This is a genomic window from Nocardia goodfellowii (assembly GCF_017875645.1).
GTDB lineage: Bacteria > Actinomycetota > Actinomycetes > Mycobacteriales > Mycobacteriaceae > Nocardia > Nocardia goodfellowii.
Window position 1 is genome coordinate 668,155 of sequence record NZ_JAGGMR010000001.1, and the last position, 22,925, is coordinate 691,079.

Below are 22,925 nucleotides of genomic sequence, written 5' to 3' on the forward strand. Positions count from 1 at the left end.
AATCCACCCGGTGGTAGCCGCTTTTCTCGCTGATCTGTTCGAGTCGCATCGGGCGCATCTACTTTCTGTCGCCTACCGGTTGACCGGCAGCGTCAGCGACGCGGAGGACGCGGTCCAGGAGAGCTGGCTGCGGCTGGCCGGCGTGCACCAATCCGAGATCGACGATCTGCGCGCCTGGCTGACCACCGTCGTCACCAGAATCTGTTTGGATCGCCTGCGCAGTGCCGCCGCGCGGCGGGAAGCGTATGTGGGGCAATGGCTTCCGGAGCCTATCGTTACCGGGATCACCTCCGCGCGCAGCTCCGATCCGCTGGATCAGGTAGTGCGCAAACAGGAATGCCGGTTGGCGGCCATGGTCGTGCTGGACACGCTGACGCCGCCACAGCGGGTGGCGTTCGTCCTGCACGACGGGCTTTCGGTGCCGTTCGACGAAATCGCGGAGATTCTCGGGATTTCCGCGGACGCCGCGCGTCAGCTGGCGGTGCGGGCGCGCAAAGCGGTCGCGGAGGTTCCGGAGCCGGTGCCGGACACCGAGCACGAGGCCGCGGTACGCCGCCTGCTCGCCGCGCTCGCCGCCGGTGACGTAGCGGCGGTAACGGCTGCGCTGCATCCGGATTCGCGCATGGTCGGCGACGCCAACGGCACCACCTCCACGGCGGTCAATGTGATCGGCGGCGCGGACCGGATCGCCAGGTTCCTGCTCGGTCTGACCGGCAAGTACGGCATCGGCGCCGCGGAAGAGGCGGGCATGCGCTACGAATTCGCCTCGGTGAACGGCCAGTTGGGTCTGATCCTGCAGCGCGGCGACCGCCCGGCGCGCGTCGTCGGGTTCACGGTGTGCGACGGAACCGTCTGGGGCACATACGATCACGCCAATCCCGCCAAGTTGTCCGGCGTCCGCCTGTAGGTCACCGGCCGCACTTCAACAGGCAACATAGCCTTTCGCTATCGGTTGGCAACGATAGCGATCGCTGGGCTACCCTTCGAGGGTGTCCATGAGCTCCGCGACCGTCGCCCGCCTGCGCCCCTTCGCCTCGACGATCTTCGCCGAGATGACCGAACTCGCCGTCCGCCACCGGGCGGTGAATCTCGGCCAGGGCTTCCCGGACACCGACGGGCCCGCGAGCATGCTCGAAGTCGCCCGCCAGGCCATCGCCGACGGGCTCAACCAGTACCCGCCGGGCCGCGGCATGCCCGTATTGCGCCGCGCCATCGCCGCCGACCGGGCCCGCCGCTACGGGATGCACTACGACCCCGACACCGAGGTGCTCGTCACCGTCGGCGCCACCGAGGCGATCAGCGCGGCGCTGCTGGGCCTGGTCGAGCCCGGTCACGAAGTGGTGCTGATCGAGCCGTACTACGACTCCTACGCCGCCTCGGTCGCTCTGGCCGGCGCGACCCGGCGCACCGCCCGGCTGGTCGCCGACGGCGACCGTTTCGTCCTCGACCTGGACAGTCTGCGCGCCGCCGTCACCCCGGCGACCCGGATGATCGTGGTGAACTCGCCACACAACCCCACCGGCGCCATCCTGGACCGCGCCGATCTCACCGCGATCGCCGAGATCGCCTGCGAGCACGACCTGCTGGTACTCACCGACGAGGTCTACGAACACCTGGTCTTCGACGGCCGTGCCCACGTGAGTATCGCCACCCTGCCCGGCATGGCCGAGCGCACCGTCGTGGTGTCCAGTGCCGCCAAGACTTTCAGCGTGACCGGATGGAAGACCGGCTGGGCCTGTGGACCCGCGCGGCTGATCGACGGCGTCATCGCCGCCAAGCAGTACATGTCCTTCGTCGCGGGCGGCCCGTTCCAGCCCGCCGTCGCGCATGCGCTCGAGCATGAACTCGACTGGGTCGCCGCCCTGCGAGACACCCTGTCGGACAAGCGCCTCCGCCTCGCGGCCGCGCTCGCCGCGACCGGCTTCGACGTGAAGTCCAGTGCGGGCGGCTATTTCGTCTGCGCCGACATCACTCCGCTGGGCAGCACCGACGGACTCCAGTTCTGCCGCGAACTGCCCGAACGACTCGGCGTCGCCGCCGTGCCGGTCAGCGTCTTCGCCGACGACAAGAAATCGTGGGATGCGCTGGTGCGCTTCACCTTCTGCAAGAAAAACGAGACCATGGACGAAGGCGTGCGCCGATTGCGCGCGGGCGCACCGGGCTAACCGGTCGGATAGCGCGCTTGCGGTGCGCGCCACTGGAATCGGCGTGCGAGCAACCTGAACGCGATCGCCAGCGAAGCCGCCAGAAATCCGGTCCACGCCTGATACACGCCGAAATGCAGCAGGACGGCCGTGGTCGCCGCGCCGAAGAGGGCGGGTACCGCGTACAGATCCTGGTCAGGACGCAGCACGCTCGGCACCTGTCCGCCGAGCAGGTCACGGATGACGCCGCCGCCGATGGCGGTGACCATGCCCAGCAGGGCGGCCGACGGCGCGCCGACGCCGTGCGTGTAGGCGACGACCGTGCCGGTCACGCAGAACAGGCCGAGGCCGATCGCGTCGGCGATTTCCAGCGGGCCGCGGGTCAACCGGGCGGAGGGGTGCCGGAAGAAGATGACCAGCGTGACGAGCAACGCCGCGGTCAGATAGGTCAGATCCGTGAACGCGGCGGGCGGCGTGCGCCCGACCAGCAGATCGCGGATCACCCCGCCGCCGAGCGCGGTGGAGCAGGCCAGCACCGCCATGCCGAAGATGTCGAGGTTCTTGCGAACCGCCAGCAACGCTCCCGAGGTCGCGAAGGCGATGACCCCGAGCAGCTCACCGCTCCGCTGCGCGGCCTGCACAGCGGAATGCAGCTGCCCGATCATGAGGTCGGCCACCGCGCTCATCCTTCGCTCCCTTCGTACGCACCTGCCTTGCAGGTTTGCACGTCGAGCAGGGCGTGAGCTCCGCGACACCCGTTTTTCCGGCTCAGGCCGGAACGGGCCGCGCCTTGTCGGTTGCCAGTTTGATCGCGATCGCGCCCAGCATCGATCCCATCACCCACCGCTGGGTGCGCAACCACAGCGGCCGCCCGGTGAGGAAGCCGGAGATACCGCCGGCGCCTAGAACGATCAGCCCGTTAACAGTCAGCGCCACCGCGATCTGTACCGCGCCCAGCGACAGGCTCTGCAACCACACCGGTCCGCGCCCGGGTGCCACGAACTGCGGAATCAGCGCCATGTACATGATCGCGATCTTCGGATTCAGCAGGTTGGTGACCAGTCCCATGGTGAACAGCCGCCGGACCGGGTCCCTGGGCAACTCACCGGGCGTGAACACCGAGGTCCCACCGGGCCGGACCGCCTGCCAGGCCAGCCACAGCAGATACCCCGCGCCGAGCAGCTTCACCGCCAGGTACAGCCCCGGCACCATCGCGAACACCGCGGTGATCCCGATCGTCGCCGCCGCGAGATACACACCGAACCCGGCCGCCACCCCGGCCAGCGACACCAGGCCCGCCCGTCGTCCCTGCGACACCGTCCGCGAGACCAGATACATCATGTTCGGACCGGGTGTCAGCACCAACCCCAAAGCCGCAGCCGCTACACCGAGAATCGCCGCCGTCTCCACCATGCTTCGATCCTGGCGTGCCGGGCCGCCGTCGTCTCGGTCCACTTCCAGGTCCGTGGCCTTGTGATGCACGCCACTCGACCGCGCGATAAGTTCGCCGGGGCGCCGCCGTCCTAACAGCGAACCCACACACCGCAATTCGAAAGAGATGATGACAATGAGCGACTTCTCCTACCGCCTGACCCGCACCATCGACGTTCCCGTCGACGCGGTGTGGCAAGCCTGGACCATTGCCGACCAGTACGAGCAGTGGTCCTACGCCGCGCCCGGCTCGGTCAGCCTGGACGTGCGCCCGGGCGGCGCATGGTCTGCCACGATGGTGGACCCGGAGGGCAACCGCGTGGAACTCGGCGGCAGCTACCTCGAAGTCGAGCAGAACCGGCGTCTGGTGCTCAGCATGAAGACCCCGATGGGTGAGACCGAGATGGAGCTCGACCTCACGGACAAGGGCCAGAGCACCGAGGTCGTGCTCAGCCAGAACTGCGGGTCCGCCGAAGAGCGCGACATGGCCGAGCAGGGTTCCACCATGCTGCTGGACTCGCTGACCGCGTTTCTCGCGGGCCGGGCCTGAATCCCGGCGAACCTCCGGGTGTCGGTGGGTTCGTGGATGATCCCGTCATGGTCCACAATCCCCAAGTCGCCGCCCGTCCGTTCCTGCGTGCGTTGTACGACGACGACTACTACCCGAATCATGTGCTGGACAAGGGCCGCGCCGTCTTGCTGCGACTGTGCGAGCGCATCGAGACGAACCGGCCCGCCGATCTCGCGGCACTGTACGAGCTGACCCAGGCCGCAACCGGCGAATTCAATGAGCTGCAAGCCGAGTTCGAGGCCGCGGGCAGCGAGATCGAGACCGTGGCGCGGGAGGAGATCGCCGAAGAGTTCGGCTTCGTCGCCGACTCCTACGGTTTCGCGGACGCGGACATCGAGGAGCTCATCGCCACCCGCGACTGGTAGCCGGTCCCGTCGAACTCGCACGCTGGAGTTCCTGCGCGATTCGTCCGGTGACGCTTGAATGGTGGGATCACCAGTTCCGGAGGGACACGTCATGATCGATCACGGCCGAGGTGCATCCACACCGGCTCAGCGCACGACGCCGCCCGAGTCGGTGGTGGCCCTGATCGAAGCGTCCACCCCCGTCGAGCGGCAGATCATCGGGGATTGGCTGAACAGCGGCGGTATCGCGCAGGAACTCGGCGCCGATGCGCCGGTGACCCAACTGGATATGGACGCGGGTGCGATCGCCACCCGGCTGGTCGGCCGGCACGACGATCCGCTCGTGGTTCCGGTCCGGGTGCTGTGGCTGCCGCCGGAGCGAGACGGCGTGCGGCGCATCACCTTCACCGATCTCGCGACGATGACCAACCCGCGCAAGCCGAATCGCCTGGCGCAGCGGCGGCTGGCGCGCAAGGAACCGGACCGGCACGTGGTGCTCACCGGTCAACCCGCGCAACTCAGCGAACTTCGGGCGAATAATCCCGAGGCGGCCGCCATGCTGTCGGCCGGATCCGGGGAGCCGCTCGCCCGCGCCATCGTGCGCGCCGGTGTGGTCGCGCTGGAACGGGCCGAGCGCACCATCATCGGCGACCGGTACAAGGTGCCGCGCCTGGTGACCGAGGAAATCCTCGACTCCCCCGAATTCCTGCGCAGGCTGGAGCTGATCGCCGACCAGATCGATATGCCCACCCAGGAGGTGTATCGCCGCGCCGAGAAAGCGCTCAACGAACTCGTCGCCGCGCAATCCCGGCTGGTATCCGACCTGTTCACTCAGGCCATGCGCCCGGTGCACGCCTCCACCTGGAAGGTCGAGACCGACGAGTCCGGTCTCAGCACGCTGAAAACGCTCAATCGCCGCTACCCGCTGGTGTTCCTGCCCTCGCACCGTTCCTACGTGGACGCGTTCGTGCTCGGTGACGTGCTGGCCCGCAACGATTTTCCGCCGAATCATGTCATCGGCGGCGCGAACCTGAGCTTCTGGCCGATGGGGCCGATCGCGCGGCGCACCGGCACCGTCTTCATCCGCCGCAGCTTCGGCGACGACGAGGTGTACAAGGCGGTGGTCGAGGAGTATTTCGCCTATCTGCTCACCAAACGGTTCAACCTGGAGTGGTACTTCGAGGGCGGCCGCACCCGCACCGGCAAGCTCCGCCCGCCACGCTATGGATTGCTGAACTACCTGGCCGCCGCGGTGCGCCGGAACCGGGTCGACGACGTCATGCTGGTACCGGTGTCGATCACCTATGAACGGCTCAACGAGCTCGGCGCGATCGCCCACGAACAGGTCGGCGGCAAGAAAAAGCCGGAGGGGCTGGCCTGGCTGGCCCGATACGTGCGCAGCCAGCAGCACTCCGCCGGACACGTGTATGTGCGCTTCGGCGAACCGCTTTCGGCCCGCGACCGGCTGGCGGCACACGGTGATCCGCTGACCGATCCACCCGCCTCCATCCCGCTGCACGGCACCGACGACCGCGGCGTGGACAGTGTTTCGGAGCCGGACGCCGAGACCGCCGAACTGGAGCGCAAAGCCGTCCAGCGCTTGGCCTTCGAGATCGCCGTCGGCATCAACACGGTCACCCCGATCACCGTCAACGCGCTGGCCACCCTGGCGCTGCTCGGTGTGCACGACCGCGCGCTCACTCTGGGCGAGGTGCGGGCGGTCCTCGATCCGGTGCTGCGCTACATCGACAAGCGCGGCCTGCCCAGCGGCGAACTCGCGGCACTGCGCGACGAACAGAGTCTCGCCGTTGTGCTGGAACAGCTTTCGCTGGCCAAGGTGGTCACCATCTACCGCGGCGGGCTGGAACCGGTGTACTCCATCGAGCCGGGCGCGCACCTGGAAGCCGCGTTCTACCGCAACAGCGGCGTGCACTGGTTCGTCAACCGGGCCATCCTCGAACTGTCCATCCTGGCCGCGATGGCCTCCGACGATCCCGATCAACTGCGGGCAGGCTGGGACGAGGCGTTCCGGCTGCGCGATCTGCTCAAGTTCGAGTTCTTCTTCCCGGACCGCACCGAGTTCGCCGCCCAGATGACCGAGGAGATGCTGCTCGTCGACCCCGACTGGCGCAGCCACACCCGCGCGGACACCTTCGGCACCGACATTCTGGGCAAACTCACCGATTCCGGATTCATGATGGCGCACCGCGTCTTGCGTTCGTTCTTCGAAGCACAGCTGGTGGTGGCCGAACGGCTGGAAGCCCGCGATCCCGCACAGGAGCTGGACCGCAAGCAGTTCATCGACGAATGCGTGAAGGTGGGCAAGCAGATGCTGTTGCAGCAGCGGCTGCACAGCCCCGAGTCGGTCTCCACCGAATTGTTCACCAGCGCATTGAAACTCGCCGCCAACCACGGCCTGCTGGCGCCCGTCGGCCCCGAATCGGCGCAGGACCGCGCCGAATTGTCCGAGCGCCGAGGTGAATTCGCCCGGCAGCTGCGCACCATCACCGCGCGCATCTCCCGCGCCGTCGCACTGGACCCGTCCAACCGGGAGCCCGCGCAGTGAACCTGGAGCAGACCCTGGCCGCGATTCGCACCGGGCCGCAGGGTCCCCGGATCGCGGCGGTGTTCGACTTCGGCGCCGTAGTCGACGGTTTCGAGCGACCGCGGCTGTATCGGCGGATGTTCCAGCGCGGAGCTACCGCCACAGCCACGCTGCTCGGCGGTATCCGCAACGGGCTCACCGACGGCGAGTACAGCCGGTTTCTGCAACAGGCGTCCTTCGCGCTGGCCGGTCAACGTGAGCAAGACCTCGACGAGCTCGGCGGGAAACTCTTCAAGAGCACCATCTACGGCCACCTGTATCCGGAAGCGTGGCAGCTGATCCGGACGCACGAGGCCGCGGGCCACACCGTGCTGCTGACCAGCGCGCTGACCCGCTTCCAAGTGACGCCCGCCGCCGCCGCGCTCGGCATCCGGCACGTGCTGTACACGCCGATGGCCACCGTCGACGGCATGCTCACCGGTTACGCGGAGGGGAAAACCCTGTGGCGCAATGGCAAAGCCGATGCCGTGCGCGCCTTCGCCACCGCTCATGACATCGACCTGACCCAGAGCTACGCCTACACCGACGGCGTCTCCGATCTGCCGCTGCTCTCGCTGACCGGGCACCCGACGGCGGTGAACCCGGACCGCAAACTCACTGTCGCCGCCACCGAACGCCGGTGGCCGACACTGACCTTCCGGCCCCGCCGCGCACCGAGCCCGGCCGACTACGTCCGCACCATCGCCGCGTTCGTCGCGCTGCTCGGCGGCGCGTTCACGGGCGTACTCAGCAAGTCGTATACGCGCCAGCGGCGCAAGATGGCCGACGCGCTGATGGAGTACGGCACCGGCGCCACGCTGAAGGTGCTCGGCGTGCGTCTGCGCGTGACCTCGGGCGCCGAATTCGCGCACAGCCCACGGCCGGCGGTGTTCCTGTTCAATCATCAGAGCCAGTTCGACGTGATCATCGTGCCCAAGGTGCTCGACGGCGGTGTCACCGGCATCGGCAAGAAGGAGCTGACCAAGAATCCGATCTTCGGCCCGCTCATGCGGTTCGTCGGCGTCACCTTCATCGATCGCAGCAGCAGCACCAAGGCGCGCGCCTCGCTGGAACCGGTGGTGCGGACCCTGCGGGACGGCTTGTCGATCGCGGTGTCTCCGGAAGGAACCCGTTCCTACACACCGGAAGTGGGCCCGTTCAAGAAGGGCGCGTTCCATATCGCGCACCAGGCCGGCGTCCCGGTGATCCCGGTGGTGATCCGCAACGCGGGCGAAATCTCCTGGCGCAACTCGATGATCGCGCGCAAAGGCACGGTCGACGTCGCCCTGCTGCCACCGATCGATGTCAGCGGATGGGATCCCGCCGATATGGGGGCCGAGGTGGAGAAGGTACGGCAGTTGTATCTCGAAACCTTGCTCAACTGGCCCGATACCGTATCCGAGCGTGGCGGGGTCGCCCGCTGAGGCGCCAAGGCGGTGTCGTGCGACACACCGCGGCCGCACGGGATTGACCTCAACAATTGTTCAGGTCTCAGGATAGGTCTCACAAGAACTTCACAGCTTCACCCAGGAGATCATCATGAGCACCGCCACCGCCATCGCCCCGACCACCTCCCGCATCCCCGCCCTCAACCGCCCCGCCGCAATCCTCGGCGCGACCGGCGCCGCACTGCTGGCCAACCTCGTCGTCTGGCTGATCGGCGCGGCCGCCGGGGGCACCTTCGAAATGACCGACGCGGGCCAGGTGCAGAGCGTGGCACCCGGCGGGATCATCACGCTGACCGTGGTCCCGTTGCTCGTCGGCCTCACCGCGGCCGCCCTGCTGTCCTACAAGTGGGTCGGGGTACTGCGGGTCGCCGCGGTGGTCGGCTCGGTGCTCGCGGTCGCCACCATCGGACTGACCGTCGGCGCGGACTTCGACACCGCGTCCACGATCGCCCTGTCGGTCACGCACCTGACCCTGGTCCCGGCCATCGTCGTCGCCACCGAGGGATTGCGGCGCAAGCTGATCGAAGCGTGAACAAGCGAAAAGCCCCGCATCCTCGAGCAGGATGCGGGGCTACGCGCGTCGCACAGCTAGACGGAACGTCCGAACAGCAGCTTCCACGGCATCAGCGCCGACTCCAGCTGCACCTTCAAACTCATCTTGGACGCGCCGAGAGTGCGCTCCTCGAACCGGATCGGCACCTCCGCGATGGGGAAGCCCTTCTTCACGGTCCGGTAGTTCATCTCCACCTGGAACGAGTAGCCGTTGCTCTTGATACCGGCCACGTCGATGGCGCGCAACGTATCCGCCTTCCACGCCTTGAACCCGGCGGTGGCATCTTTCACGCCGAGCCGCAGCAGCACATTCACATAGAAGTTGGCCCACGCCGAGAGCGCCTTGCGGTACCACTTCCATTCCGAAGCGGTCGAGCCGCCGGCGACATACCGCGAGCCGAGCACCACGCCCGCGTCGGTGGTCTCCAGCTTCTCCAGCATGGCCGGAATGACCTCGGCCGGATGCGACAGGTCGGCGTCCATCTGGATCACCACGTCGGCGCCCTCGTCGAGCGCGCGCGTGATGCCCGCGACGTAAGCACGCCCGAGCCCGTCCTTCTCGGTTCGGTGCAGCACCCCGACCACGTTCGGCAGCTCGGCCGCCAGCTTGTCGGCCACCTCACCGGTGCCGTCCGGGGAATTATCGTCAACGACGAGCACGTGCAGGTCGGGCACCGGAAGCGCCGTCAGCCGCTCCACCGCCACCGGCAGATTCTCCCGCTCGTTGTAGGTCGGCACAACAACGGTAACCCTCAAGGGTCGCCCTCCCTGCTCACCAGCATTCGTCGGATTTCTACGAAACTTACCGAGAAACCGTACTTGATGGATCTGACCGTGCCCTGAGCAGTTCCACCTAGACCCTCGGAAACCCCCTCAGTTCCCCCAGGAGTCCTTCGCGTCCTCGCGCTCATTGCGCGCCTTCGCGATCTCCAACGCCCGCTCAGCGGTGGCCTGGTCCGGGTACGGCCCCATCCGATCCGCGAACCAGCATTTCTTCCCCTGCTCAGCCCGATGATGCTTCAGGCAGTAGTACCACTGTTCATCAGCCATACCTCCAGCATCCCACCGAACATCAAAAAATCCCCCCGACTAGGTCGAGGGGATTCCGTTTTGAGTGGCCAGAGCCGGGATCGAACCGGCGACCTACCGCTTTTCAGGCGGTCGCTCGTACCAACTGAGCTACCTGGCCGCAGGCACCCGGAACGAATGCCATGCTTAATGCGAAACGCCGGATTACTCCGGCGTTTACACACTTGCGACCCTGACGGGACTCGAACCCGCGACCTCCGCCGTGACAGGGCGGCGCGCTAACCAACTGCGCCACAGGGCCTTGCTGTGCTACCAACAGTCCGAAGACCGTACCCCCTACGGGATTCGAACCCGCGCTACCGCCTTGAAAGGGCGGCGTCCTAGGCCGCTAGACGAAGGGGGCTCGTCCCAGAGTTCTGAATGTACCCAGTTCTCCGGACCGGCTTTCAACGGTGTGTTGCGTTCCGTTGGGAGCTCGCATAGCTTATGACAGGCCGAGCGAGAGTTCCAAATCGGCTGGTCAGAGCCCCAATCCGAGCTCTTCCAGCCGCGCGGAAGCACGCCAGCCGTCGGCCCGGAACTTCTCGGCCCACTCCGGAGTGGCCATCGACTCGACGATAACCTCCAGCGCTTCGGCGAACCGGGTGCGCAGGTCTACGCCGCCGCCGAGGGTGTCGACCAGGTAGCGCTGACCGGCCAGGGCGGCGGTGAGGGTGCGGGTGAACCGGTCCGGATCGGCGTCGGCGCGCAGCTGCCCGTGCTCGATGGCGCGCACCGCGAGCGTCCGGGTTGCCCGGGCCAGGATGCGGCCGCCACCGGACTGCACGTCCCGGTAGAAGTCGGGTTCGATGATGAGCCGGTTCTCGGCCTGCACGATGATGTCGTGCTCGAGGCGCAGCGCCATCTCGTCGATCATCCCGTGCAGGGTGTCGAGCGGGCCGAGATCCGTTCGTGCGAGCCACCGTTCGGCGGAGGCGCGGTAGCGCTCCACCGCCGTCTCCAGGACCGCACGCGCCAGGTCTTCCTTGGAATCGAAATGGAAGTACATGGCGCCTTTGGTCGCGCGGGAACCTTCCAATATGCGGTTGAGCGATGCAGCGGCATAGCCGCTCTTCCCGAACTCAACGGCGGCGGACCTGATTATCGCCGCACGTGTTCGGCGGGCCCGCTCTTGCTGCCGTGCCATGCTCGAAACGCCTCCGAAGCCTTATCGCCGCCAATCGAACCCCCCGAAATGGAACGGACCCCTTGGCGCGAAGTTATGGGATTTTTCAATACTTCAAACCGGTTTATGCCCCAGGTTTCAGACTTTTGGTACGAAAACTTGGTGAAAACCCGAAACACACCAGCTGGTATAGTTTTCCTGCCCGGGTGCGCTGCAGGGGGTGCGCACCCGGGTTCGCCTTGTTCTCGGATCAGCCTCCTGCGGCGTCGCTTGCGACTGCTTGTCAGGTCGCTCGAAACGGTCGGATTCCTGGGAAGCCGCGATCGGCCGTACCGGTCGCGACACGTTGGGGCACAACAACGATAAGCCGAATTCCGGACCACCGGCCGGGCCGACGATTCGTCCGCAATTCACCAATGCGTCACGGTACCCGGAATCGACATCCGACATGCGGCAAACTGAAGAGTCAGATAGCCAGGATGTCGAACTAAGCGTTACAGCAAATAGCCCGCAACTTTCAGGGCCGGTGCGCCCAGTTGCCGAATTCGCCAGCGCCGCAGCGGTCTTCACCCGAGCCGGCCGGCACGGCCGGCCCTGGTCCGACCCGGTCGCGGACCTGCCGCGCGTTCCAGCCATCCGCCCCCGGACTTCGTCTTCACACCCCCAGCAGCTTCAAAGCCTTTGGTGCACAACATTTTTCGATGATATCCCGGCAACGCTCGAATGAACAAAGCTGGGGGCCAACCAGTTACCGCCAAGATCGCTGCGGGCGGCGCACGCGTTACCCGATCCCGCCCCCATCCGCCTCGGGACCGAACCCGACCACTCCCCCGGTTATGGGTTCCGCCGCACGCCTATTACACTGCCCCTCGCGCCCCTATAGCTCAGTTGGTAGAGCTACGGACTTTTAATCCGCAGGTCGTAGGTTCGAGCCCTACTGGGGGCACCCCGCAGGCGCCCGGTTCCCACCGGGCGCCTGACTCGTTTCCGGGTCGGATGCCCGATCACAGACCTGCGGTCGGACGCCCACACCAGCCCCTACGCCCGATTCGCTAACAACTTCGGCCGCCCGCCGATAGACCACCGACGCTTGCCGGACACGGTCTCGCGCTACCGGCGCATTCCCCGTGGAGGCTTAGACTCGGGCTCAGGTGGTACGCCGATGATGTCGTATGAGGTGCATCACCGGGCCCGATTTGTCGGGTGTATGCGTTTCGCATCACACCTACGGTGCCGTAAGGTATGGCCGCATCGGCACGGTCTACTCGGGGGAAGACCTGCAAGCGTGGACGCACTCATGAAGGGCTAGTACATGGCAAGGGATCTGACTCAACTCGAGCTGCTCACGGAGTTGGAGCCGGTTGCCGAAGAAAACGTCAACCGGCACCTCTCCCTGGCAAAGGAATGGCATCCGCACGACTATGTCCCGTGGGATGAAGGCCGCAACTTCGCGGCACTCGGCGGGGTCGATTGGGACCCGGAGCAGTCCCAGCTGAGCGAGGTCGCGAAGGCGGCCATGATCACGAATCTGCTGACCGAGGACAATCTCCCGTCCTATCACCGCGAGATCGCCGAGAACTTCTCCATGGACGGCGCCTGGGGCACCTGGGTCGGCCGCTGGACCGCCGAGGAGAACCGGCACGGCATCGTGATGCGCGACTACCTCGTAGTCACCCGCGGCGTCGACCCCGTCGCGCTGGAACAGGCGCGGATGATCCACATGACCAACGGATTCGCCTCACCCACCGAGGCCGACGCCGGCTTCCTGCACTCCGTCGCTTACGTGACCTTCCAGGAACTCGCCACCCGGGTCAGCCACCGCAACACCGGCAAGGTCTGTGACGACCCGATCGCCGACCGCATGCTGCAGCGCGTCGCCGCCGACGAGAACCTGCACATGATCTTCTACCGCAACATGTGCGGTGCCGCCCTCGATCTGAGCCCCGATCAAGCTCTCGAGGCGATCACGCTGATTCTGGAGAACTTCCAGATGCCCGGCGCCGGTATGCCCAACTTCCGCCGCAACGGCGTCCTGATGGCCAAGCACGGCATCTACGACCTGCGCCAGCACCTCGAGGAAGTGGTGCAGCCGGTGCTCAAGAAGTGGAACATCTTCGAGCGCACCGACTTCACCGCACGCGGCGAGGAAGTGCGCGAACGCCTGGGCCTGTTCCTGGAGAAGCTGGCCGGCGACGTGATCAAGTTCGAGGAGCAGCGCGACCGCATGCTGGCTCGCGAGGCCAAGAAGCGCGAGCTCGTGGAGTCCGGCGCGCGCTGATCACTCCGCCTCAGCAACACAACCGAATACGAAACGAGCCGCCCCGGATTGTCCGGGGCGGCTCGTTCGTTGATCCATTGTCCGAGCGGCGAGGTTATTGCTTCAACCTCGAAGATCATTTCAACGGCAACGCGCCGTCCACACCACCCACATCGGTGATCTTCCAATCCGACTTCTGATCCAGCGTGACGTTGTAGGTGACCGTCGTTTGCGCGCCCTCCGGACTCTGCGCATTAGTAGAGGACACGTTGACGAATACATTCACCTTGTAGACGCCATTGTCGTCGGAGATCACCTTGGCGGTGATCGGCGTAGCGGTCGAGGTCCACTTCAACGGGACCAGAATCTGCTCGAGTTTCGGCGCGGTCGCATCGAATTTGTTCGCCAGCTGCGGGGTGGTATCGGCTTTCAGCTTGGCCACCCAGGCATTGATGTCCTGATAGTTGACGGTGGCGGCGCCGACCGCGTAATCGGTGGCGATCTGTTCGGCATGGCGATCATCGGCGGCTTGCGCGTTCTTATCGTCCAGATCGCTCTTCGCCGAGAGCCACAGGAATCCGAACACAGCGGCCAGCACGAGAAACAGCGTGGCCACGGCGCCCAGCAATACAGAGGACAGCGGCAGCGACACCGTTGCGCCGGCGGACCGCGCCGGAGCCAGGTACTGCGCGGCTTCGGGTGCGTCGTGCTGGGCCGGTCCGGCGCTGGGCTGCTTGTCCAGCCCCACCGTCTGTTCGCCGTCTTCTTTCTCTGCCATTGGGTCCTCTCCGATGGGTGTTCGTGCGCAATGTCCCAGCAACAGGCTACTGAGCCCACCTGAGCGCATACCGCGCCCCTCTGAACCACACCGGTGGCATTCGACCAGGCAGATCACCGTTTGAGACACTGGACGGTGTGACTGTGACTGCTGAGCCGAAGAGCGCCCTGGCGATCGGGCCCTACCCGGTCGATCCGCCGGTGGTGCTCGCGCCGATGGCGGGCATCACCAATCGCGCGTTCCGCAGGCTGTGCCGCGAATTCGGCAGCTCCACCTCTATCTATGTGTGCGAGATGATCACCGCCCGCGCGGTGGTGGAGCGCAACGAGAAGACGCTGCACATGATGTCCTTCGACGACGACGAGCATCCGCGTTCGATGCAGCTCTACGGCGTCGATCCGGCCACCCTGGGCGAGGCGGTGCGGATCATCGTCGGCGAGGGCTGGGCCGACCACATCGACCTGAATCTGGGTTGCCCGGTCAAGAAGGTGACCAGGCTCGGCGGCGGTTCCGCGCTGCCCTACAAGCGCCGGTTGTTCGCCAATATCGTGCGGGAGATGGTCAGAGCGGCCGAACCGGCCGGTGTCCCCGTGACGTTCAAGTTCCGCATCGGCATCGACGATGAGCACCACACCTACCTCGACACCGGCCGGATCGCGGAGGCCGAGGGCGCCGCGGCGGTCGCGCTGCACGCCCGCACGGCGTCCCAGTTGTATTCGGGCACCGCGGACTGGTCGGCGATCGCCCGCCTCAAGGAAGCCGTCACCACCATTCCGGTGCTCGGCAACGGCGATATCTTCACCGCCGCGGATGCGTTGCTCATGCGGGACCAGACCGGCTGCGACGGTGTGGTCGTCGGCCGCGGCTGCCTGGGCCGGCCCTGGCTGTTCGCCGAGCTGAGCGCCGCCCTGCGCGGCGAACCGGTTCCGGCCGGTCCGACGTTGGGCAAGGTCGGCGAGGTGCTGTACCGGCACACCAGGCTGCTCGTCGAGCACGACGGCGCGGACAAGGCGATGCGCGATATCCGCAAGCACATGGCCTGGTACCTGATGGGCTTCCCGGTCGGGTCCCAACTGCGCCGCGAGTTCGCCACCGTCTCCAGCCTCACTCAGCTGGAGGACCTGATCGCGCAATTGCCCACCGATATCCCGTTCCCGGCCGACGCCACCGGCCCGCGCGGCCGACAGGGGTCGCCGCAGACCAGGGTCGCGCTGCCCGAAGGCTGGCTCGACGACCCGGAAGACGACACCGTGCCGGCCGCCGCGGACGTCATGCACAGCGGCGGCTAGCCGGGACCCGCGGTGTCGGGCAGATCACACCGCGCGCCGGGTGACCGGTCGGCCCGGTCCGATAGCGCCCTCGTCAGGGTCAGCCGGACCAGCAAACTCGAGCCTGCGGCAACGCCTCAGCATCGGAGATATCGCCCGGCCAATCGCTAATATTCAGCAAACGATCAGCGGCGAACCGGCAAACAGCGTTGCGGTGTCCTCGATTTCGTACTCGGCTGGCTCGCCGTGGCGGAATCGTTATCATTGGCGAAATCGGTCATGCCGGGTCGAGCTCGGCCCGGACGACGGCTAAGACGAAAAGCGAGGTTCGTTGGTGGGTGACGATCGGCACGGGCAAGCGCCACGGCCCGGAGATCGCGCCCCGTGGGAGCGCTATCCCACGGCGGAGTACACCGAACGAGACGGCTCCAACACGTCCCGTCGCGCCCGGCACACCGACACCACGGCCGAATCCGGCTCCACGCCACTGACGGTCCAGGATCTCGTCCAGAAGGTCGACAAGGAACGCGGCGGCCGCCGGCGCCGCGCCGAAGGCGGCGCGCGGCCCGCCCGCCGCGCGGAGACCGCGCCCGCGCATCCCGCCGAGCGCGCGCAACGCGCACCGGAGTCCGCGCCCCGCCCCGCCGGGCCGGCGGCACGCCCGGCCGAATCCTCGGCCCGCGCCGCCGACCCCCCGCCGCGCCCGGGTGAGCGCACCGCTCGTCCAGCTTCCCCCTCGCAACGTCCCGAGCAGGCCACAAAAGCCATGCCGCAGACCCCGGGCCGGAAGCCGGGCAACCCGCCCGCCACCACCGCGGGCGACACCGCGCGTCCGCCGACTGCCCGCCAGCGCACCGCGACGCGTTCCGCTGTCGTCGACGACATCGCGGGCACCCCCGCGACCGGTCTACCCACGCCGAAGAAGAAACCCCGGCGGCCGGAGAAGCCGGAAGAGGTCACCGACGTGATGGCCCCGCTCGACACGGCCGGGGAGTCGAAGCGCCCCGGCAAGAGCTGGCCGACCACCGGAAAGTCGAAGGCCGCCCCGAAAGCGGTCGGTAGCCCTTCGCTCTCCCGCCTCGCCGCCAGCAAGCAGCGGCGCACCCGACGGCTGCGCACCTCCGGCCGCATCGGCGCTTCGGCGCTCGCCGTGCTGATCCTGCTGATCACGGGCGGCGGCTGGAGCTATCTGCGTTCCACGAACAACAGCCTCACCCAGGTCTCCGCCCTGGACGACAAATCATCGGACATCGTCGACTCCGCCGCCCAACTCGGCGACGAGAACTACCTGCTCGTCGGCACCGATACTCGCGCGGGCGCCAACAGCCAACTCGGCGCGGGCACGCTGGCCGACGCCGAGGGTTCGCGCGCGGACACCACCATGCTCGTCCACATCCCGAAGGCCCGGAACCGGGTCGTGATCGTGTCCTTCCCCCGCGACCTGGACGTAACCAGGCCGCAGTGCGCCGGATGGGACAACAACAACAAAGACCCGCAGTACACCAAGGAACTCTTCCCGTCCGCCATCGGCGAGAAGCTCAACGCCGTCTACAACCTCGGTGGCCCGAAGTGCCTGGTGTCGACCATCCAGCGGCTGACCGGCGTCTCGATCAACCACTTCATCGCCGTCGACTTCGCCGGCTTCGAGGCCATGGTGGACCAGCTCGACGGCGTCGAAGTATGCGCGACCAAGCCGATCGTCGACGGCGTGCTCGGCACCGTTCTGGAAAAAGGCGGCAAACAGCGCATCGACGGCGCGACCGCGTTGAACTATGTGCGTGCCAGGCACGTCTACGGCGAGGAGCGCAGCGACTACGACCGCATCAACCGCCAGCAGCGCTTCATGGCCTCGCTGCTGCGTGGCGCGCTGTCGAGCAAGGTGCTCTTCGATCCGGGCAAGCTGAACGGTTTCGTCGACGCGTTCGCCAAGCACACCATGGTCGCCAACGTCGCTCCGAACGACCTGCTGACACTGGGCCGTTCGCTGCAGAAGCTCGATGCGGGCACCGTCACCTTCATCACCATTCCCACCGCGGGCACCACCTCCTACGGCAACGAGATCCCCCGCGAAACCGACATCAAGGCGATCTTCAGCGCGATCCGCGACGACCGGCCGCTGCCCGGCGAGAAGCCCGTCGCCGCCGCCCCCGCACCGACCACCTCGGCTCCCCCGACACCGCCGAGCTACACCGCCGTCGACCCGAATACCGTCTCGCTGCTGGTCTCCAACGGCTCCGACGTGCAGGGCCGGGCGCTGCAGGTGTCGAACAAACTCGGAAACCAGGGCTTCAACATCTACAACATCGGCACCTTCCAGGGCGGATCGCTGACCACCAAGGTGCGGTTCGCACCCGGCAGCGAAGCCGAAGCCGCCACCGTGGCCACCGCGATACCCGGCGCCAGCCTGGAAGCCGACAGCACCCTGGACGGCATCATCGAGGTGGTGCTCGGCAAGGACTTCACCGGCACCGTCCGCACCCCGATCCCGGTCGGTGACCCGATCACCAACGTGCCGACGATCTCCACCACGAATGCCACCACCGTGGCGCTGCCCTCGGACTTGGAACACATCAACGCCGCCGACGAAACCTGCCAGTGAACACCAGCCATTTACCCACTGTTGGTGACGTGGTCAGCACTGGGAACTAGTGTTCTGTTCCATGCGTGTCATCTACAACGAGCAAATGGCCGATCTTGCCCACCTGCTGGGCGAGATGGCCGGACTGGCCGGCTCGGCGATGGAGCGGGCCACCCAGTCGCTGCTCCAGGCCGATCTCTCCCTGGCCGAACAGGTGATCAGCGAGGGCGACCGGATCGCCGACATGATCATCGACGCGGAGGAGCGCGCCTTCGCGCTGCTGGCGCTACAGGCGCCGGTGGCGGGTGATCTGCGGCAGGTGGTGAGCGCCATCCAGATCGTCAACGACGTCAACCGGATGGGCGCCCTGGCGCTGCACGTCGCCAAGACCACCCGCCGGCGGCATCCCAACCCCGCCTTGCCCGAATCCGTGCACGGTTACTTCGCCGAAATGGGCCGCATCGCGGTGAGCATGGGCGCCGGCGCCAAAGAGGTCCTGGAAACCCGGGACCCCAAGCGCGCCGCCCAGCTCAACCAGGACGACGAAGCGATGGACGACCTGCACAAGCACCTGTTCACGCTGCTCATGGACCGGGACTGGAAGGACGGCGTCGCCGCCGCCGTCGACGTCACCCTGCTGGGCCGCTACTACGAGCGCTTCGCCGACCACGCCGTCGAGATCGGCCGCCGCGTCATCTTCCTGGTCACCGGCGTACTCCCGCCGGACGCCGACCCGGAACCCGCTGTCTGACAACCGAACCCAATGACACGACGAAGGCCCGCGCGGTGCGCGGGCCTTTCCTATCGTGCTTTCGTGTGGTTGCGCAGGCTTAGCCGAAGCGACCGGAGATGTAATCTTCCGTGGCCTTCTTGCCCGGGTTGGAGAAGATCTTCTCGGTGTCGTCGATCTCGACCAGCTTGCCCGGCTTGCCCTGGGCTTCCAGGTTGAAGAAGCCGGTCTGGTCACTCACGCGCGCGGCCTGCTGCATGTTGTGCGTGACGATGACGATGGTGAATTCCTTCTTCAGTTCGGTGATCAGGTCCTCGATCGCCAAGGTGGAGATCGGGTCCAGAGCCGAACAGGGCTCGTCCATGAGCAGCACGTCGGGCGAGACCGCGATGGCGCGGGCGATGCACAGACGCTGCTGCTGACCGCCGGAGAGGCCGCCGCCCGGCTTGTCCAGACGGTCCTTCACCTCGTTCCACAGGTTCGCACCGCGCAGTGAGCGCTCGGCAACCTCGTCGAGCTCCTTCTTGCCGCGCACGCCCTGCAACTTCAGCCCGGCCACCACGTTGTCGCGAATCGACATGGTGGGGAAAGGGTTCGGGCGCTGGAACACCATGCCGATGGTGCGGCGGACGCCGACCGGGTCGATGGCGGAACCGTAGATGTCTTCGCCGTCGAGTGCCACCACGCCCTCGACACGGGCGCTCGGGGTCACCTCGTGCATGCGGTTCAGCGACCGCAGCACGGTGGACTTACCGCAACCCGAGGGACCGATGAAGGCGGTCACGCTACGCGGCAGCACGGTCAGCGAGACATCGGCCACGGCGTGGAACTTGCCGTAGTAGATGTTGAGGTCTTTGACGTCGATCCGCTTGGCCATCAGGGTTTCCTATCGGTTCCGCGTGAGCAGCTTGTTGACGACCGCGGCCGCCGCGTACAGCAGGGCAATCAGCAGGATCAGCGTGAGGGCGGCGCCCCAGACGCGTTCCCGGCCGGCGGCCTCGGGGTTGGCCAGCTCCTGATAGATCAGCAGCGGCAGCGAGGCCATATTGCCGTCGAAGAGATTGGAGTTGATCGACTTCGCGTAGCCGACGAGCACCAGCACCGGCGCGGTCTCACCCATGACCCGGGCCAGGGAGAGCAGGATGCCGGAGATCATGCCGGGCAGCGCGGTCGGCACCACGATCTTGACGATGGTCTTCCACTTCGGGATGCCCAGCGCGTAGGACGCCTCACGCAGTTCGTCGGGAACCAGCTTCAGCATTTCCTCGGTGCTGCGCACCACCACCGGCAGCATCAGCAGCACCATGGCCAGCGACACCGCGAACGCGCTCTGCGGGAAACCCAGCGTGGCGATCCACAGCGCGAAGATGAACAGCGCGGCCACGATGGACGGCACGCCCGCGAGGATGTCGACCATGAAGGTGGTGACCTTGGCCAGCCGCCCCCGGCCGTACTCGACCAGGTAGATCGCGGCCATCACACCGAGCGGCACCGCGATCACGGCGGCCACCGCGGACTGCACGATGGTGCCGTAGATGGCGTGGTAGACGCCGCCGCCGGTCTGATCCGGCAGGATGCCCTTCTGCGAATTGGTCCACCAGGTGCTCGAGACGATCGCCCCGATGCCCTTGCTGACCACCATCCACAGCACCCACACCAGCGGGATCATCGCGACCGCGAAGCAGGCGGCGAACGCGCCGGTGGCGATGTTGTTCTTGATCCGGCGGCCCGTGCTCACATGCCGGAACGGCGGCGCCTTGATCGGCTTCTCGAGCGTGGTCGTCGTCGCCATCACTGGTTGACCTTTCCGCCAGCCGCGAGCCGCGCCAGCGCGTTGACCACGAAGGTCAGCGCGAACAGCACGAAGCCCGCCGCGATGTAGGCGCCCGTGGGCAGCGGGGAGCTGAATTCCGAAGCCGCCGAAGCGATCTTGGAGGCGAAGGTGTAGCCGCCGTCGAACAGCGACCAGGACCCGGCCTGCGCGGCGGTCCGCAGCACGACGAGCACCGCGATGGTCTCACCGAGCGCGCGGCCCAGGCCGAGCATCGAACCGGCGATGACACCGCTGCGGCCGTAGGGCAGCACCGTCATCCGGACGACCTCCCACTTGGTCGCGCCCAGGGCCTGCGCGGCCTCGATGTGGGTGACCGGGGTCAGGTTGAACACCTCGCGCGAGACCGAGGTGATGATCGGCAGGATCATCACCGCGAGCACCACGCCCGCGACGAAGATGGTGCCGCCGCCGCTGATCGAGACGTTGCCGTCGGCGAAGAGCGGGAACCAACCGAGGTTGTCGTTGAGGAAGGTCTGCACCGGGCCGAGTTCCGGCGCCAGCACCAGGAAGCCCCACAGACCGAAGACGATGGACGGCACCGCGGCGAGCAGATCGACCAGCATGGCGGCCGGTTTCGCCACCGCCTTCGGCGCGTAGTGGGTCAGGAACAGTGCGATGCCCACACCGATGGGCACCGCGATCACCAGTGCGAACACCGAGCTGAGCACCGTGACCATGAACAGGTCCTTGATGCCGAAGCGCAGGTTGTTCGCGTCGGTGGTGCTGAATTCGGTGCTGGTGAAGAAGTTTGCCTCGTCCGCCCGAAGCGAGGGGACCGCGCGAATCAGCAGGAACAGCGCGATCAGCGCGATGGAAGCGACGATGATCGCACCGGCGGCCGTGGCGAGAGACCGGAATATGGTCTCGGCGCGCTGGCTGTGGGGCCGACGCTTCTGCACGTCGTCTTTCGGTTCGCTCGGCATATGCGCAGTATCTCCGGCCGCGGCCGGGCTCGTCGAGTTCGACGAGCCCGGTGCGGTCACCTCAGGGTGCACGGTCATGGCTTTCGGATCAGATCAGGAGATGGCGTTGATCGCGGTGGTCAAACGGGTCTTGAACTGGTCGGGGATCGGGATGTACCCGTTCTCCTCCAGGCCGTTCTGACCGTTGGTGGTCGCCGAGGTCAGGAACGCCTTGACCGCCTTGGCGGTTTCGGGGTCGCTGTACTTCGAGCACACGATCTCGTAGGTCGGCATCATGATCGGGTAGGAACCCGCCACGGTCGGCTTGTAGAACGAGGTGGTGTCCAGGATCAGGTCGTTGCCCTCACCCTTGATCTTCACGCCGTCGATGGCCTTGCCCGCGGTCTCGACGGTCAGCTTCACCGGGTCCTTGGACGCCGAGGTGACAATCTGCGCGATCGACAGGTTCTGCGCCTTGGCGAAGGACCACTCGTTGTAGGTGATCGAGTTCTTGGTGCTCTTGATGGCGGCCGAGGTGCCCTCGTTGCCCTTCGCGCCTTCGCCGACGCCACCGTTGAAGATCTTGCCGGAGCCCTTGCCCCACGCGCCGTCGGAGGCGGCGTCGAGGTAGAGCTGGAAGTTGTCGGTGGTGCCCGACTCGTCGGAGCGGGAGATCACGGCGATCTTGTCCGACGGGAGCTTGGCGTTGGGGTTGAGCGCCTTGATCTCGGGCGCGTCCCAGGTGGCGACGGTGCCGTTGAAGATCTTGGCGGCCGTCGGGCCGTCCAGCACGAGGTCGGTGACGCCGTCGACGTTGTAGGTGATGGCGACCGGGCCGAACACGACCGGCAGGTTCCACGCCGGCGCGCCGCAGCGCTGCTCGGCCTTGGCGGGCTCTTCCTTCTTCGCGCTCAGCGCGGAGTCGGAGCCGCCGAAGTCGGTCTGGTTGCCGATGAACTCGTTGACGCCGGCGCCGGAGCCGCTGGAGGTGTAGTTCAGGGTGTAGCCGTCGCAGTTGGCTTCGTAGGCCGCCACGAAACGCTCCATGGCGTTCTTCTGCGAGGAGGCGCCGCTGGCCTTGAGGGCCTTCTTGCCGCCGCACTGCACATTGGAGTTGGTGCCGTTGCCGTTGCCGGCACTGGTGTTGTCGTCGCTGCCGCAGGCGGCGAGCGGCATGGCAACGGCGGCCAGCACACCGACGAGGGCGCTGCTGCGCTTGAAGTTCACTAGTCCTCCGAGGGAGTCTCGCCCGGTCCCTCACCGGCCCGGGCGGGTGTTGCTTACAGGCGGCCGTTGCCACCCACAGCTAA

At 66.8% G+C, this 22,925-nt stretch carries 21 protein-coding genes and 4 tRNA genes; 12 read left to right on the forward strand and 13 right to left on the reverse strand.

Features of this window, described 5'->3' with window-relative positions; genetic code table 11:
• Positions 1–10 precede the first annotated feature (10 nt).
• Together sigJ and BJ987_RS02545 are read left to right on the forward strand one after the other, a co-directional pair.
• Positions 11–907 carry an RNA polymerase sigma factor SigJ gene (sigJ, locus tag BJ987_RS02540; RefSeq protein WP_209884293.1) on the forward strand — a complete coding sequence of 299 codons (897 nt, stop codon included), beginning with the start codon at positions 11–13 and terminating at the stop codon, positions 905–907.
• 88 nt (positions 908–995) lie between these two features.
• Complete coding sequence (locus tag BJ987_RS02545) at positions 996–2,165, forward strand: pyridoxal phosphate-dependent aminotransferase (protein WP_209897752.1); 1,170 nt, start codon at positions 996–998, stop codon at positions 2,163–2,165.
• Here BJ987_RS02545 and BJ987_RS02550 read toward each other — a convergent pair.
• Positions 2,162–2,830 (reverse strand): trimeric intracellular cation channel family protein, encoded by a 669-nt coding sequence (locus tag BJ987_RS02550; protein ID WP_209884295.1) that lies wholly within the window; start codon positions 2,828–2,830, stop codon positions 2,162–2,164. The genes BJ987_RS02545 and BJ987_RS02550 overlap by 4 nt on opposite strands.
• Before the next feature lie 82 nt (positions 2,831–2,912).
• The gene (locus BJ987_RS02555; RefSeq protein WP_209884297.1) at positions 2,913–3,557 is read right to left on the reverse strand and encodes a LysE family translocator; all 645 of its coding nucleotides are present in this window, start codon (positions 3,555–3,557) and stop codon (positions 2,913–2,915) included.
• 154 nt (positions 3,558–3,711) lie between these two features.
• Between BJ987_RS02555 and BJ987_RS02560 the strand changes: the two genes are divergently transcribed.
• From BJ987_RS02560 to BJ987_RS02580, 5 genes are all read left to right on the forward strand, one after another.
• Complete coding sequence (locus BJ987_RS02560) at positions 3,712–4,125, forward strand: SRPBCC family protein (RefSeq protein WP_209884298.1); 414 nt, start codon at positions 3,712–3,714, stop codon at positions 4,123–4,125.
• A 47-nt stretch (positions 4,126–4,172) separates the two neighbouring features.
• Positions 4,173–4,511: a DUF5713 family protein gene (locus BJ987_RS02565; RefSeq protein ID WP_209884300.1), complete on the forward strand. Its 339-nt coding sequence runs from the start codon at positions 4,173–4,175 to the stop codon at positions 4,509–4,511.
• 91 nt (positions 4,512–4,602) lie between these two features.
• Complete coding sequence (locus tag BJ987_RS02570) at positions 4,603–7,056, forward strand: glycerol-3-phosphate 1-O-acyltransferase (protein WP_209884302.1); 2,454 nt, start codon at positions 4,603–4,605, stop codon at positions 7,054–7,056.
• Positions 7,053–8,498: an HAD-IB family hydrolase gene (locus BJ987_RS02575; protein WP_209884304.1), complete on the forward strand. Its 1,446-nt coding sequence runs from the start codon at positions 7,053–7,055 to the stop codon at positions 8,496–8,498. The genes BJ987_RS02570 and BJ987_RS02575 overlap by 4 nt, the downstream gene beginning before the upstream one ends.
• Positions 8,499–8,610: 112 nt before the next feature.
• On the forward strand, positions 8,611–9,054 hold the full coding sequence (locus BJ987_RS02580; RefSeq protein WP_209897754.1) for a DUF6069 family protein: 444 nt from the start codon (positions 8,611–8,613) through the stop codon (positions 9,052–9,054).
• Positions 9,055–9,110: 56 nt separating this feature from the next.
• On the opposite strand, the gene BJ987_RS02585 is transcribed toward BJ987_RS02580, so the two are convergent.
• From BJ987_RS02585 to BJ987_RS02610, 6 genes are all read right to left on the reverse strand, one after another.
• Complete coding sequence (locus tag BJ987_RS02585) at positions 9,111–9,830, reverse strand: polyprenol monophosphomannose synthase (RefSeq protein WP_245365783.1); 720 nt, start codon at positions 9,828–9,830, stop codon at positions 9,111–9,113.
• A 117-nt stretch (positions 9,831–9,947) separates the two neighbouring features.
• Positions 9,948–10,124: a hypothetical protein gene (locus tag BJ987_RS02590; protein ID WP_209884306.1), complete on the reverse strand. Its 177-nt coding sequence runs from the start codon at positions 10,122–10,124 to the stop codon at positions 9,948–9,950.
• Positions 10,125–10,189: 65 nt separating this feature from the next.
• Positions 10,190–10,263 (reverse strand) — tRNA-Phe (locus BJ987_RS02595).
• A 67-nt stretch (positions 10,264–10,330) separates the two neighbouring features.
• A tRNA-Asp gene (locus BJ987_RS02600) sits at positions 10,331–10,404 on the reverse strand.
• Positions 10,405–10,433: 29 nt separating this feature from the next.
• Positions 10,434–10,506, reverse strand: a tRNA-Glu gene (locus BJ987_RS02605).
• 117 nt (positions 10,507–10,623) lie between these two features.
• Entirely contained in the window at positions 10,624–11,289 is a 666-nt protein-coding gene (locus tag BJ987_RS02610; RefSeq protein ID WP_209884308.1) for a TetR family transcriptional regulator, read from the reverse strand.
• A gap of 852 nt (positions 11,290–12,141) precedes the next feature.
• On the opposite strand from BJ987_RS02610, the gene BJ987_RS02615 reads away from it, so the two are divergent.
• Both BJ987_RS02615 and BJ987_RS02620 read left to right on the forward strand, forming a co-directional pair.
• Positions 12,142–12,214: transfer RNA gene (locus tag BJ987_RS02615), tRNA-Lys, on the forward strand.
• A 366-nt stretch (positions 12,215–12,580) separates the two neighbouring features.
• Positions 12,581–13,546 (forward strand): acyl-ACP desaturase, encoded by a 966-nt coding sequence (locus tag BJ987_RS02620; protein ID WP_209884310.1) that lies wholly within the window; start codon positions 12,581–12,583, stop codon positions 13,544–13,546.
• A gap of 115 nt (positions 13,547–13,661) precedes the next feature.
• Here the strand turns inward: BJ987_RS02620 and BJ987_RS02625 are convergent, their stop codons facing one another.
• Complete coding sequence (locus BJ987_RS02625) at positions 13,662–14,303, reverse strand: hypothetical protein (protein ID WP_245365784.1); 642 nt, start codon at positions 14,301–14,303, stop codon at positions 13,662–13,664.
• A 167-nt stretch (positions 14,304–14,470) separates the two neighbouring features.
• On the opposite strand from BJ987_RS02625, the gene dusB reads away from it, so the two are divergent.
• From dusB to phoU, 3 genes are all read left to right on the forward strand, one after another.
• On the forward strand, positions 14,471–15,592 hold the full coding sequence (gene dusB / locus BJ987_RS02630) for a tRNA dihydrouridine synthase DusB (protein WP_209897760.1): 1,122 nt from the start codon (positions 14,471–14,473) through the stop codon (positions 15,590–15,592).
• Between the two features lie 313 nt (positions 15,593–15,905).
• On the forward strand, positions 15,906–18,170 hold the full coding sequence (locus tag BJ987_RS02635; RefSeq protein WP_209884312.1) for an LCP family glycopolymer transferase: 2,265 nt from the start codon (positions 15,906–15,908) through the stop codon (positions 18,168–18,170).
• Between the two features lie 61 nt (positions 18,171–18,231).
• Positions 18,232–18,900, forward strand: a complete 669-nt coding sequence (gene phoU, locus BJ987_RS02640; RefSeq protein WP_209884314.1) for a phosphate signaling complex protein PhoU — start codon at positions 18,232–18,234, stop codon at positions 18,898–18,900.
• A gap of 79 nt (positions 18,901–18,979) precedes the next feature.
• Here the strand turns inward: phoU and pstB are convergent, their stop codons facing one another.
• The 4 genes from pstB to pstS all read right to left on the reverse strand — a co-directional run bounded on the left by pstB (position 18,980) and on the right by pstS (position 22,842).
• Positions 18,980–19,756: a phosphate ABC transporter ATP-binding protein PstB gene (gene pstB / locus BJ987_RS02645; RefSeq protein ID WP_209884317.1), complete on the reverse strand. Its 777-nt coding sequence runs from the start codon at positions 19,754–19,756 to the stop codon at positions 18,980–18,982.
• Between the two features lie 9 nt (positions 19,757–19,765).
• Positions 19,766–20,671: a phosphate ABC transporter permease PstA gene (pstA, locus tag BJ987_RS02650; protein ID WP_209884319.1), complete on the reverse strand. Its 906-nt coding sequence runs from the start codon at positions 20,669–20,671 to the stop codon at positions 19,766–19,768.
• A complete protein-coding gene (gene pstC, locus BJ987_RS02655) occupies positions 20,671–21,636 on the reverse strand; it encodes a phosphate ABC transporter permease subunit PstC (protein WP_209884321.1) in 966 nt (321 codons plus the stop codon). The genes pstA and pstC overlap by 1 nt, the downstream gene beginning before the upstream one ends.
• 93 nt (positions 21,637–21,729) lie before the next feature.
• The gene (pstS, locus tag BJ987_RS02660) at positions 21,730–22,842 is read right to left on the reverse strand and encodes a phosphate ABC transporter substrate-binding protein PstS (RefSeq protein ID WP_209884323.1); all 1,113 of its coding nucleotides are present in this window, start codon (positions 22,840–22,842) and stop codon (positions 21,730–21,732) included.
• Between the last annotated feature and the right edge of the window lie 83 nt (positions 22,843–22,925).